The 12810-nt window shown below is 57.8% G+C and carries 13 protein-coding genes; 5 read left to right on the forward strand and 8 right to left on the reverse strand.

Features of this window, described 5'->3' with window-relative positions; translation table 11 throughout:
• Positions 1 to 6: 6 nt before the first annotated feature.
• From AC1XDK_RS01185 to AC1XDK_RS01200, 4 genes are all read right to left on the reverse strand, one after another.
• Positions 7 to 504: a YciE/YciF ferroxidase family protein gene (locus AC1XDK_RS01185; protein ID WP_483347949.1), complete on the reverse strand. Its 498-nt coding sequence runs from the start codon at positions 502 to 504 to the stop codon at positions 7 to 9.
• A 561-nt stretch (positions 505 to 1065) separates the two neighbouring features.
• Positions 1066 to 2601, reverse strand: a complete 1536-nt coding sequence (locus AC1XDK_RS01190; RefSeq protein WP_483347950.1) for an aldehyde dehydrogenase family protein — start codon at positions 2599 to 2601, stop codon at positions 1066 to 1068.
• A gap of 215 nt (positions 2602 to 2816) precedes the next feature.
• Positions 2817 to 3326 carry a cupin domain-containing protein gene (locus tag AC1XDK_RS01195; protein WP_483347951.1) on the reverse strand — a complete coding sequence of 170 codons (510 nt, stop codon included), beginning with the start codon at positions 3324 to 3326 and terminating at the stop codon, positions 2817 to 2819.
• A 71-nt stretch (positions 3327 to 3397) separates the two neighbouring features.
• Complete coding sequence (locus AC1XDK_RS01200; RefSeq protein ID WP_483347952.1) at positions 3398 to 4210, reverse strand: lipopolysaccharide core heptose(II) kinase RfaY; 813 nt, start codon at positions 4208 to 4210, stop codon at positions 3398 to 3400.
• A 365-nt stretch (positions 4211 to 4575) separates the two neighbouring features.
• Between AC1XDK_RS01200 and AC1XDK_RS01205 the strand changes: the two genes are divergently transcribed.
• Positions 4576 to 5718: an acyl-CoA dehydrogenase family protein gene (locus AC1XDK_RS01205; RefSeq protein WP_483347953.1), complete on the forward strand. Its 1143-nt coding sequence runs from the start codon at positions 4576 to 4578 to the stop codon at positions 5716 to 5718.
• 197 nt (positions 5719 to 5915) lie between these two features.
• Here AC1XDK_RS01205 and AC1XDK_RS01210 read toward each other — a convergent pair whose 3' ends face one another.
• Entirely contained in the window at positions 5916 to 6449 is a 534-nt protein-coding gene (locus AC1XDK_RS01210; protein WP_483347954.1) for a cob(I)yrinic acid a,c-diamide adenosyltransferase, read from the reverse strand.
• Positions 6450 to 6468: 19 nt separating this feature from the next.
• Positions 6469 to 6711, reverse strand: coding sequence for a glutaredoxin family protein (locus tag AC1XDK_RS01215; RefSeq protein ID WP_483347955.1), 243 nt, complete (start codon positions 6709 to 6711; stop codon positions 6469 to 6471).
• 180 nt (positions 6712 to 6891) lie between these two features.
• Between AC1XDK_RS01215 and AC1XDK_RS01220 the strand changes: the two genes are divergently transcribed.
• The 4 genes from AC1XDK_RS01220 to AC1XDK_RS01235 all read left to right on the forward strand — a co-directional run bounded on the left by AC1XDK_RS01220 (position 6892) and on the right by AC1XDK_RS01235 (position 10920).
• A complete protein-coding gene (locus tag AC1XDK_RS01220; RefSeq protein ID WP_483347956.1) occupies positions 6892 to 7377 on the forward strand; it encodes a DUF2255 family protein in 486 nt (161 codons plus the stop codon).
• An 847-nt stretch (positions 7378 to 8224) separates the two neighbouring features.
• Positions 8225 to 9454: a Cdc6/Cdc18 family protein gene (locus AC1XDK_RS01225; RefSeq protein WP_483347957.1), complete on the forward strand. Its 1230-nt coding sequence runs from the start codon at positions 8225 to 8227 to the stop codon at positions 9452 to 9454.
• A 245-nt stretch (positions 9455 to 9699) separates the two neighbouring features.
• Positions 9700 to 10704: a DHH family phosphoesterase gene (locus tag AC1XDK_RS01230; protein ID WP_483347958.1), complete on the forward strand. Its 1005-nt coding sequence runs from the start codon at positions 9700 to 9702 to the stop codon at positions 10702 to 10704.
• Between the two features lie 48 nt (positions 10705 to 10752).
• Positions 10753 to 10920 (forward strand): DUF7838 family putative zinc beta-ribbon protein, encoded by a 168-nt coding sequence (locus AC1XDK_RS01235; RefSeq protein WP_483347959.1) that lies wholly within the window; start codon positions 10753 to 10755, stop codon positions 10918 to 10920.
• Positions 10921 to 11162: 242 nt separating this feature from the next.
• On the opposite strand, the gene AC1XDK_RS01240 is transcribed toward AC1XDK_RS01235, so the two are convergent.
• Together AC1XDK_RS01240 and AC1XDK_RS01245 are read right to left on the reverse strand one after the other, a co-directional pair.
• Positions 11163 to 11636 carry a putative immunity protein gene (locus tag AC1XDK_RS01240; RefSeq protein WP_483347960.1) on the reverse strand — a complete coding sequence of 158 codons (474 nt, stop codon included), beginning with the start codon at positions 11634 to 11636 and terminating at the stop codon, positions 11163 to 11165.
• A gap of 636 nt (positions 11637 to 12272) precedes the next feature.
• On the reverse strand, positions 12273 to 12698 hold the full coding sequence (locus AC1XDK_RS01245; protein ID WP_483347961.1) for a hypothetical protein: 426 nt from the start codon (positions 12696 to 12698) through the stop codon (positions 12273 to 12275).
• Positions 12699 to 12810 lie beyond the last annotated feature (112 nt).

The raw sequence follows: 12810 nt of genomic DNA on the forward strand, positions 1-12810 counted from the left end.
CGTCCGTCAGCCTTGCGTCGGAACCGATTCCACGTCGTACTGCTCGCTGATGGATTTCAACTCGTCCAGCGCGTCCTCCTCTTCCCGGAGATTTTCTTCGAGCAGGTCGGCGGCCTCGTCGTGTCCCAGTTTGTCGGCCATGAACGTCAGGTTGCCGTAGGCCGCGATTTCGAGGTGTTCTGACTTCTCCGCTGCCGCCTTGTCGAACAGGTTCAGTACCTCCTGTTCGGGGTTCTCGTCAGTGAACTCCTCGTGGTCCTCCATGAGGCCGTCGAGCGCGTACAGTTGCTTCTGCTCGGCGGCCACTCCGATGTGGTCGAACACGCTTTCGAGACGGTCCACGTGGTCCTTGGTTTCGCTCCGGTGTTCCTCGAACGCACTCTGGAGGTCCCCGTTGTCGACTTCCGTCGCCAGTTCGTCCAGCGCGTCGAAGAGTTCGTTTTCGACGTAGTACATCTCCTTCAATCCGTCCTGAAACAGGTCGTTCAGTGTTTCTTCACTCATGGTAAATCAGCATCAGAACGAATCACTGGAATCTCCGTAAGCAATCCTGTTGCACGTGCAACGGGTTTATCAGGTCGTCGGGAGGGTTCTCGTTGTTTGTCATCGATAGACATCGCCGGTTAAAAGCCGAGACGAGTTGCACAGATTTATTACTGAGAAGGCAAAATGAACGAACGCCAGTATACGACGCTTTTCTCGTCGTGTGTTGGCAACAACAACTGGGACTGTGCGCTTCGTTCCGTGGGAACTGGTCGGACCCACACCGGCTTCCGGAAGCCACCACCCACCCGTCTCGTCTCTCCGTCGTCTTCCACCTTTGCGAACTAAAATCGAAACGCTGTCTTCTTCGAGTGAGTCCTATTTTCGAAACAGCACGTGAATCGAGTTCGGCACACGTGACCGTAGAAATCCCCTTAGACGCGTCTCTCCATTGCGTTCCGAAGAAAATCGAACGGTTGGTTGTAACGTCGTGACGACGAACGTCGGACGAGAGTTACTCGTCTTCAGCGAGAACGAAAACCGCGGGGAATCGTCTCACTTCGTTCGACCCTTCCCGGTCGGTTATTCGTCCTCGGTCTTGATGTCCGCCGAGAGTCCCTGTGCCATCTGGATGTCCTTCGAGTTGTTGAGCGTCCACGCCGTGCGCTCGGTGACTGCCTCGATGGCTTCACGGGCGCTCGGGTAGCCGTTGCCGGACTTCTTTACGCCGCCGAACGGCAACTGAACTTCCGCGCCGATGCACGGGAGGTTGCCGTAGGCGAGGCCGATCTCAGCGTTGTCGCGGAAGTAGTTGACCTGTCGGTAGTTCTCGCTGATGATTGCGCCGGCCAGTCCGTAGGGCGTGTCGTTGTGGATTTCGACCGCCTCTTCGATGTCACCCGAGTAGCTCATCAGGGCGACGTGCGGGCCGAACACTTCCTCGTGGATGCAGCGCAGGTCGGGGCTGTAATCGACCTCGTAGACGAACGGGCCGACCCAGTAGCCGTCCTCGAAGCCGTCCGGAATCTCCTCGTCGTCGAGTTCCTCGCGGTCCACGAGCACCTCGGCACCCTCGTCCTTGGCGAGTTGGTTGTACTTGCCGAACTTCTCGACCTGTTCCTCGTTGACCATCGGTCCCATGAAGGTGGTCTCGTCGAGCGGGTCGCCGACGGAGACTTCCTTCGCGGTTTCGACGTATCGCTCCTTGAACTCGTCGTAGACGTCCTCGTGGACGATGAGACGCTCGGAGGAGACACAGCGCTGGCCCGTCGTCTTGAACGAGGACATGATGGCGCTGTGGACTGCGACGTCGAGGTCCGCCTCTTCGGTGATGACGATGCCGTTCTTGCCGCCCATCTCACAGGCCGCGAGTTTGCCGGGTTCGCCGCCGACCTTGCCCGCGATTTTGTGACCGACTTCCGAGGAACCGGTGAACAGCACGGTGTCCACGCGTTCGTCCTCGACGATGGCGTTACCGGCGTCGCCGAAGCCTTGGACCATGTTGAACACGCCGTCCGGGATGCCCGCATCCTCGAACATCTCGGCGATTATCTGGCCACACCACGGCGTCTGCTCCGCCGGCTTCCAGACGACGGTGTTCCCTTCGACCAACGCGAGGGCCATGTGCCAGAACGGGATGGCGACCGGGAAGTTCCACGGGGTGATACAACCGATGATGCCCCGCGGCTTGCGGCGCATGTAGGCGTCCTTGCTGGGAATCTCGCTCGGAACGAGGTCGCCGTGCGGGTGACGGGCGTTGCCCGCGGCCCACTCGACCATGTGCGCGGCCTCGACGACGTCCGCTTTCCCTTCCGAAATCTCCTTTCCACATTCTTTCGTGATGACTTCGCCGAGTTCGTCCGTTCGCTCTCGGAGTTCGTGGTAGATGTCCCAAAGGTACTCCGCTCGGTTGATGTACGAAAGTTCGCGCCACTCTTCTTTCGCCTCTTCCGCGGCGTCGAGGGCGGCTTGGACGTCCTCGGGAGTTCCGCGATGGAACTCGCCGAGCGACTCCTTCGTCGCCGGGTTGACGCTCTCGAACGTTTCGTCGCCCGCGCCGTCGCGCCATTCGCCGCCGATGTAGTGGCTGTAAACCTGCTCGCTGGCTTGTTGACTCATATCTTCGAGAAGAACTCGGACGGGTACGCTAAAAAAGACTCCCAATTCCAAGCGAACGAGGTGAATTTTACCGCGCGTGGGAGATGAAAATAGTAAGAAGCTTTCCCCCCACCGACACTCCCTCTATTTCCTACTGGCCCTCCTTTTATTCCCTGCTGGCCCTTCTTCTATGCCCTACTGGTCACTCTTCTATCCCCTACTGGTCATTCCGCTTTTCACTCTTGTTCGTCTCGCCCATCCCAGTATCCCACTTCGGCGTCGAGCGGGAAATAGCCGCCCAAGGTTCTCCCGTCGTGGTCGCCCGGTGCTGACCCCGCGTACACGCCGAACTTCCCCGAATCGGGATACACCGCGACATCCGGTTCGCGCATGGTCGAAAAACAGAGGTACCGAAGCGTATCCTCTGAGTCGTTGACGACTCTCCGGGCGTACCGCTCTCCGACCGGAAGCGCGACGTAATCGCCCGCTTCGAGGTCCTGTTCGCCGGCCTCGGTTCGAAGCGTTCCCGCTCCATCGAGGACGAAAATCGCCTCTTCGTTACCGGTGTGGTAGTGATACGGCCACGATTTTTTGCCCGGCGGGAGTTCGTAGAGACTGCACCCCAACCGCTCGCCGCCAGCCATCGCTCCGAGTTGTTTCCGCCGAATCGCAAAGTCGGAGCCGTGTGATTCTTCGTCCCAATCGAGGTTCGACTCGCTGATGATTCGCGGTCGCTCGTCGTTCATACCGTGACAGTCATCGACCGTCGCGAAGAGCGTTCCGGTGATATAAAATATCGATCAATAGATCAGTGGATTCAGCCGCCTTCTTCGGTGTCGGCGAGTTTTTCGATTTCGCCTTTGACGCTCACGGCGTCGAAGTCGTGGTCGGGGCGCATGTTCACGAAGTCGAGGAATTCGCGAGCGGCGAGGAGTTCCTCGGCCGAGTAATGCTCCCGCGAGGCTACCACCGCGTCACGGGCACCGATGAGCGGCGTGAGTGATGCAAGCGCACAGGCGAGGTCGTACGACCTCGCTTCGTCGATTCGCTCCTCGTTCACGCTCGTCGCGTCGATGAAGTATATCTCCTCGTCGCTGACGAGGACGTTTTCGCCGCGCAGGTCGCCGTGTGCTAAATTGTTCTCGTGCATTCGCGACAGCGCTGCGAAGAGGTTCGTGGCGTACGCACGCACCTCCGCTTCGGGCATCTGCTCGAACGTCTCGAAGTCGGGCAGGTACTCCATGACCAGCACGCCGAGGTTGTCGTACTCGAACGACTCTATCGGTGCCGGGACGTTCAAGCCGATTTCACGCATCTTCTGTGTGGCTTCGAGTTCGTGTTCGGCCATCTCGTCCGGCCCGGCGAAGTGTTCGAAAAAGCCCTCGGTGCCGCTACTGAACGCACCGAGGTTTCGCACGCTGGTGAACAGCGCGTGGACGAGCGAGTTCTGGTCGGTGGTTATCTTGACGAACCACTCGTCGTCCACGACGCACGGCGTCGAGAGCCAATTGTCGGCGTCGATGAACTCGACGCGAACCTCCTCGCGGTCGTATCGCTCCGCGATTTCCCGAATGACCGCCTCGATGCGCGGCCACTCTATCGTGCCGCGAACCAGTCGCCGAATACCCATCGAAGGTTGGTTAGTCTCCCCTATTGATAAAGACACTCACTGTCGAGGATAGTTCAATTATCGGATGATGATTTCGGGGTCCGCGAGTGAAACGACTGAAGGCTCGTCATGGTGGAACCATGGCGGTGTCCTCGTGGGCGAAGCGAACGAGGGCTCGCAACGGCAACGCCGTTGCGGTGGTCTCGTGAATGGAATGAACGAGACCTCGAAGCAGGTTTCCATGCCTCGGTGTCCCCACGAACGAAGTGAGTGGGGGCTCGCCATGTCGAAGACATGGCGGTGTCTCCGCGAGTGAAACGAGCGGAGGCTCGAAGCGACTTTGTCGCTTCGGTGTCTTTATAGCGAAACCCGCGCAAAAATTGTGCATGGATTTCAACCTTCCCGGCGAACACAAGATGGTGCGGGACACCGTTCGGGAGTTCTGCGACGAGGAGATAGAGCCTATCGCGCAGGAAATCGAGACCGAACACCGATTCCCCGCGGAGATTTTCGACGAACTCGCCGACCTCGACATGATGGGCGTTCCCATCACCGAGGAATACGGCGGACTGGGTGGCGACCAGTTGATGTACGCCCTCGTCACAGAGGAATTAGGCCGGGTGTCCGGGTCCATCGGTCTGTCCTACGCCGCACACATCTCGTTAGCGTCGAAGCCCATCGAGATGTTCGGCACGGAAGAACAGAAGGAGAGGTGGCTCACGCCGCTCGCGGAAGGGGAGTACCTCGGTTCGTGGGCGCTCACCGAACCCGGTTCCGGCTCCGACGCCAGCGACATGGACACCACCGCAGTGAAGGAGGGTGACGAATGGGTTCTCAACGGGACGAAGCAGTTCATCACCAACGCCAGTGAGGCCGGAAGCGTCCTCGTGAAAGCCGTCACGGACTCCGGTGCGGGCTACGGCGGTATCTCGACGTTCATCGTGGACCCCGAGGAAGACGACGGATTCGAGGTCACGACCGTCTGGGACAAGATGGGACTCAACGCCTCGCCGACCTGTGAAATCCAGTTCACCGACTGCCGGATTCCCGAGGACCGCCTGCTCGGCGAGAAAGGCGACGGTTGGGAGCAGACGAAGAAGACGCTCGACGGGGGGCGCATCTCCATCGCCGCGCTCTCGACCGGAATAGCGCAAGGTGCCTACGAAGCGGCCCATAAGTACAGTCAGGAGCGCGAGCAGTTCGGCAAGCCGATTTCGAAGTTCGACGCCATCCGCAACAAAATCGTGGACATGGACCGAAAAATCGAGCGCTCGCGCCTGCTGACCCACAAGGCAGCGTGCAAGTACGACGAGGGCTACTCCGTCTCCCACGAGAGCGCGCTGGCGAAACTCGACGCCAGCGAATCGGCGCGGAAGGTCTCCGAGGACGCCGTGCAGGTTCTCGGCGGGTACGGCTACACCGAAGACTTCGCCCCGCAGCGGTTCCTGCGCGATGCTAAACTGATGGAAATCGGTGAAGGAACGAGCGAGATTCAGCATTTGGTTATCGGGCGCGAGTTGGGTCTGTAGGTCTGAGAACCGAGAGTCAGGCTGCCAGGAGGAGATTGGAACGCTTGTTGAAGGCCGTTTTTCACAATGCGATTAAATCTCGTGAGAGTAACGTTCGTCGTGAGAGTAACGTTCGTTGTGAAAGTAACGTTCGTTGTGAAAGTAACGTTCGGAGGCCGGTATCGTGAGCGAGAGACCGAAACCGAGAAAGGATGGATTCAGTACGTTGGACTCTCTTCGCGTTCCCCGTCGCGTTTGTTGACTACGCGTGCGAGGACGAACAGGGCGTCGGAGAGTCGATTCAGGTAGGTAACGGCGGCGTCGTTGATGTCTTCTTCGCTCGCCAGCGCGACTGCGCGGCGCTCGGCACGACGGCAGACGGCACGGGCGTGATGGAGGTTCGCCCCCGCTTCGCTTCCGCCGGGAAGGATGAAGGAGGTGAGCGGGTCCAACTCCTCGTCGTAGGCATCCATCCACGATTCGAGGAGGTCCGCGTGTTCCTCGGTTACTTTCGGGTCGTCCTCGTCCGGGTCCGGGTTGGCGAAGTCGGCCTGCACGATGTGGAGGTGGTTCTGGATTTCGCGGAGGTTCTCGTCCACGTCGTCGTGACCCGTCGGTCGGCAGCGTCCGATGAGGGCGTTCACCTCGTCCACCGTCCCGTAGGCTTCGATTCGCGGACTGGCCTTCGAGACGCGAGACATGTTCTGCAGGTCGGTCTGCCCCGCGTCGCCGCGTCCGGTGTAGATTTTCATGCGAGTGATTTCTCCATTTTTATGCGAGCGACTGCTCCACGTATTCGACGATTTTGTCGCTCTCGGCCATCGTGACGCCCGAATCCTCGTTCACGAGGACGGGAACGCCACGCTGGCCGCTGACGCGTTTGACCTCGTTTCGCTTGGAGTGGAGCGCTTCGACCCACTCCGTTTCGTACTCGATGTCGGCGTCATCGAGCGCGTCGTGGACTTTCTGGCAGTACGGACACCCGTCGAGCGAGTAGAGGGTTATCGAACTCATACACGAGCAATGGGACGCGAGCGTAAAGTAAGCTACCGTCCCGGAATGGTTAGCTGCCGTTGCGGAGTGATGGATGCGAATCGTTGCGGAGTGATGGATACGAATCGTTGCGGAGTGATGGATACGAACTGTTGTGGAGTGATGGGTATCTCTTTGCGTTCTCGCGTCGTACGCTCCTCGATGGTGGGGAACGACGTCTCGGAATTCGATTCGCTTCGAAGTCGACCGGAAACCGAACAGAGCTACGGTATCCCCGAGGAGGAGGCCGGGATGCTCTCGTGGACGTTCGTACGCGAACAGATGGCGAGCGACGAGTACTACTGGATCTGTACGACGCGACCGAATGGCCATCCACACGCCCGCCCCGTGTGGGGCGTCTGGGTCGATGACACACTTTTCTGTGGCGGTGGGGAGCGAACCCGCTGGGTCCGGAACTTGCAAGTCGATTCCAGGGTCGTCGTCCATCGAGAGAGCGGCGAAGCGGTCGTCATCGTCGAAGGTGCCGCAGAGCGCGTCACCGACACGAACCTCCAGGAACGACTCGATTCAGCGTATCAGGGAAAGTACGGAATTCACCACGGAACCCCCTTCTTCGCGGTGCGCCCGGAAACCGTCTTCGCGTGGAGTGACTACCCGAACGATGCGACGAGATGGCAGTTTGGGTGATGTCGAAACAGTCATATTCAGAGATGTCTGTCGGACACCCCAGGTTGCCGCTGTAAGTTCGTGGTAGAGGGGTTGAAGTCGGGGAAACAGCAGATGTTGTTGGAAAGTGTGTTTTTGAATTCGGAGATAATCTTTTGTCGGTTGTCATAAGGTCGATACGGATGAGAAAATGATGATAAAAAGATACAATCCGCGATAATTCGGAGACGAGCGGTTGATACACCTATGTCGAGAACAACAGAATTAAATAGCCGATCTGCTAATTGTTCTGCAGGAGAGTCGCAAACCAACGATAGCGACTCGGTCGCGTTTTGACTCCAGTAGAAGTCCCACGTTGCCCGTAATGGGCGCCTTCGACGTTCACCATTGGAAAACGGAGTTCCCTCCGTCGAATCCCCCGACATGCGGCTTCGCGAATTCCACCTTCATTCTACCGCTATCCCACCTTCGCTCTACCTCCAACATCTTCGTCCTACCTTCAACATCTTCACCCTCGTCCCAACTTCACTGCATCTTCAGCGCCTTCGCTCCCATCCACTCTATTCCCACCCCCATCCTCACCCCCCTTTCCCCTCCACCACACCTCCCCAACTTACAGCGGCAACCCGGGGTCTCCCAGCTACAATACCAAATCCACACGTATTTAAACGACGCTCACTGTTACAACGGCAACACGGTGTCCGTTCGACGTTCTTGGACGAACGTTACAACGGCAATGCGGTGTCGTTACAACGGCAGTAGGGGGCCAGAAATCGGCGTTAGAACCATTCTATTGTCAATTTCCCACATTTACAGCGGCATTGTGGAGGCACCTTTATATATGTCCTCTCGCCATACGTGTTTATAGATGTCCGAGTCAGTGGATTATTTCGGCGACGATACGGCTATCTTCAACGATAAGGAGCTCTTGCAGGTCTCGCACCTCCCCGATGGCGACCGAATCATTGGACGGGAAGACGAACTCCGTCGACTTGGAACGGCGCTTCGACCCGCACTGAACGGTAACACCCCGAACAACATCTTTCTCTACGGGAAAACCGGTACCGGAAAATCCCTCTGCACGAAGTTCATCAGTCGCCAAATGATGCAGCGTGCCGGACGTAACGACGTCAATGCCGGGTTCGCCTACATCGATTGTCTACAGGATTCGACGGAGACGCAAGTCGTCCAGTCCATCGCCGCCCAACTCAACGACGAGAAGCGAAGCGGCACGACCATCCCGGAGCAGGGAATCAGCACCTCGATGTACTACAACCGGCTGTGGACGGTCCTCGAACACATGTACGACGTCGCCATCATCATCCTCGACGAAGTGGACAAGCTCGAAGGAATCGGCGACAAGAGCGGTGACACTGCCGGAGACAACCTCCTGATGAACCTCTCGCGTGCGAACGAGGCCGGAAAAATCGACGAGTGTAACCTCGGCGTCATCGGCATCTCGAACAAGATTCGGTACAAGGACGAACTGAACGAGCGCGTGAAAAGCAGCCTCTGTGAGCGTGATTACGTCTTCCCGCCGTACGACGCAACGCAACTCCGGGAAATCCTCGAATCGCGGCGCGACGCATTCGTGGACGGCGTCCTCGAAACCGACGTGATTCCGAAAGTCGCCGCACTGGCGGCACGCGAACACGGCGACGCCCGCAAAGCGATAGACGTGCTTCGGTTCGCGGGCGAAGTCGCGGAGGAGGAGCGCGAATCCGTCGTTCGAGACGAACACGTCGACGTCGCACAGGACCGCGAAGGGGCGAACCGGATATCGGAACTCATCTCCAAACAACCACCCCACGCACGCTACGTGCTGCTCGCACTCGCCTCACAGGTCCAACAGTCGAACGAGGAGGAGCCAGTGATTCCCAACAAAGTCGTCCAGCACTCCTATCACCAGATATGTGAGCAGATGGACTCCGAACCGCTGAAAGAGCGGCGCGTCAGGGACCTGCTGACCGAGTTGGAGTTCCTCGACCTCATCAAACAGGACCAGCGAGGACGGGGGCGAGGAAAGGGAAAACACACGGTCAACAGCCTCTACGACGAGCCGAAACTGGTCATCCAAGCCTGTCAGAACGATTTTTAAGACACAGCAACCAGCAGGGAGCTAAGAACCGAGAAGAGCGACCCAGCGTCCTCATCTGAAGAGAGCGACCCAGTCCTCTTCTGAAGAGAGTGTCACCGTCGTCCCTTCCGACGAGTGTGACCGAATCTTCTCCCGAACCGGTTTTACTCGTCCTCTAATTTTGTATCGCAATATGTAGTTTATTTCCCCCAATTCCGTCGGATACCCAGCCACGCTTTCATGCTGTCTCGGGTCGAACAGCGAACATGACCCGCGCCCAGGAGTTAGTCGAATACCTCGCGGGGGTCGAATCGCTCGCGGTCGTATGCCACGACAACCCCGACCCGGATTGCATCGCCAGCGCGCTCGCACTCTCGGTCATCGCCGAATCCGCCGGCGTTGAAGACGTGGCACTGTTCTACGGAGGGGTGATTTCCCATCAGCAGAACCGGGCGTTCGTCAACCTACTCCACGTCGAGTTGGACCATCTCGACACGTTCGACCCCGAGGAGTTCGAGCGCGTCGCGTTCGTCGACCACTCGACCCCTGCTGGCCACACGGAACTCGACTCGGTGAAACCGGACATCATCATCGACCACCACTCCACGGAGGACCCGACAGCCGAATTTGTCGATGTGCGTAAGGACTACGGTGCAACGGCGACCATTCTCATCGAGTACCTACAGGACCTCAGCATCGAGGTAAACGTCCAACTCGGGTCGGCGTTGTTGTTCGCACTCCACCGCGAACGGATCGACTTCATTCGCAATCCGACGCCACACGATTACGAGGCCGCACTCTACGTCTGCCGGCACGCCGACCTCGAACTGCTGGAAGAGCTGTACGGCGCGGCGTTTTCCCCGGCGACGGTCGACGCCATCGGCGAGGCGATTCGAAATCGCGTCCAGCGCGGGGCGACGCTCGCCACCTCGGCCGGTCGGACGAGCGAACGCGACGCGCTCGCGCAGGCGGCCGACTACCTTCTGAACGTCGAAGGCGTGGATACGGTTCTCGTGTTCGGCGTCGTCAACGGGTCCGTGGAGATGAGTGCGCGGTCCATCGACCCCCGGGTTCACGCGGGTAACGTCCTGCGACAGGCGTTCGGCGACGTCGGAAGCGCGGGCGGACACGCCGATATGGCTGGCGCCCAGATCCCGCTCGGTCTGTTCGCCGACTCGGATGCTGACGACACCGAACTCGTTCAGTTCGCGTCCCGACGCGTGCTACACCGGTTTTTCGACGCCTTGCATCTCGAACGGGGCGAGGAGTAGCCACGGGAAACCAGTATCTTAAACTTCGTCAATCCCGGAGAGGCAGACATGAGCCTCGAAATTCAACACCAATGCCCGCAATGCGGAAGCGAACAGACGTTTTGGCGTAGTGCGAGTACGAATCTCCACCTCGGCGAGAAGACGAAATGGCACTGCTCGGAATGTGACTTCGCGCTCGTTCGAATCAACGGCGACATCGACTCCGCGTCGGCGTAACCTCGATTTTCGGCTTCTCCCGACCGTTTTCACCGCTCAGTGACGACATTCTTTGTCGCGTCCCACACCGTATAAACTGAATTCAGGTATATGAAATACGGTGTCGCGTGATAGTAACTCAGTTTCGGGGGATGGACTGTTTCAACGCTTGTTTCACACAGACAGGAGTGTTCACTCATATTTTGAGGCAACTGGGTGGTCAAAAATTTAGCACTTATTACAACATCTCGGTGGAAAACTGCTTAACTTCCGTTAACGATGACGACGGATTGGAGCTGTTCCGGAAGCTGTTCGGACTGCCACGCTAATTCGGTATCCCCAGCGTCGGTGTCAGTCGGACTAGCGTCAATAACCGCTTTAATCGCGTAGATCGCTGCTCCTCTGGAATGGGCGTCAACGTGCGCAGTTGCGACGGCGTGCCCAGCAGCACGAGCGGCTTCACGGGCGGCAGTGTCTGTAGCTTCACGAGCTGCTGCATGGGTTTCACGGGAAATATCTATCGCCTCACCCACAGTCACTTCCCCGCGCGTCCATGCACGGGTTGCTTCGATCGCCTTCCGAGGACGGGGGTCGTCTGGAAGCTCCTTCTCAAAGTAATGTAGAACATGCTCGGCACAATCAGCCGCCCAGAGGGCAAGGGCTTTCTGCGTTTCTTCGTCAACGCTATTGTACCCATCCCACTCAGGCCCCATTTTCCAACGCTCGGGTAATGCCATACTTGCTGGTGAAGTCGAAGAATGGCACTGTCTAGATAAGGAAAATCAAGCGACAACGGTACGATTGACGGCGTTTTATACACTACCCGTAAGTGACTGATTCTTGAAAGTGAGATCGGCTGCATCATGAGAAGACTGAATTCGATTGCTTCACCGAAAACCTAGTCATGATGAGACAACGAGATTCGTTAGCCACTCTCGGTAGAGACGTTGAAACGCCACTCTACAACAAAATCGCTTAACTAGACAGTGCCCGAAGAATTATAATATCACTGTCCAGTCATGCTACAGATTTACCATGGTACATTAGTTGCACACCCTGTGGGTACGAGTACGTCTAATTTCTCCTGATGAGATGATTCACTCCCCTTTCAACTCACTCACATTCATGGAAAATAATTGGAACAACGGTCAACATTTCCATCATGAGAATTATTTTGTCTGGCCGTACTGACAAGATAGAACACAACCCCAGTCTCTAAGGATATGAGTAAGCGAAGACCACGCTGAAAGATAGGCACGCATCGAACCCATCCTCCGAGGTTGTGGAAAGTGACGGCTTTCGGTACGTCGAGATACGTGACGAAAGCTGCCGGATCGATAGTCGCCGTCACGTTCCTGAAAACGGCGAATTCGTTACCGCTCACAGACGACGGACGCGTCGTACCGTGCGACCCGCGTTCCGTTGTCGTGGAGTTCGACGTGTAGTTGGCCGACAAGCGGGGCGACTCCCACCGGTCGTCCGAAGCCGCTCACAGTCTCCCCGGCCAATACCGATGACTGTACTTCGAACAATCGGTCCCCGTCCAACGTCACTTCGAGTTTCGAGACGTTCGCGTCCGAACGCCACCGTGTCGAAATGATTACTTCCCGCTCGCTACCGTGCATCGTCGGCCGAACGTCGATGCGGGCCCCCTCCTTCGTTTCGTTCGTGACGGCACAGGCTTCCGTCGGAAGTGTCGTCGTGGCGTGAGTGGTAGTGATATTCCCCGTCACGGTGTCCGTCGTGGTCTGACCGGTCGGAGCGGGGTTCGATGTCGTCGTCGACGAGTCGACACTCATGCCGTTACATCCAGCGAGGAGCAAGAGGAGGACGAGACACGACGGTTTCAGAACTCGCTTCACCTTTCAAGCGAGGTGAAACCGAACGATACGTTTTGTGATACGATACGAA

The organism is Haladaptatus sp. HS23 (assembly GCF_056892285.1).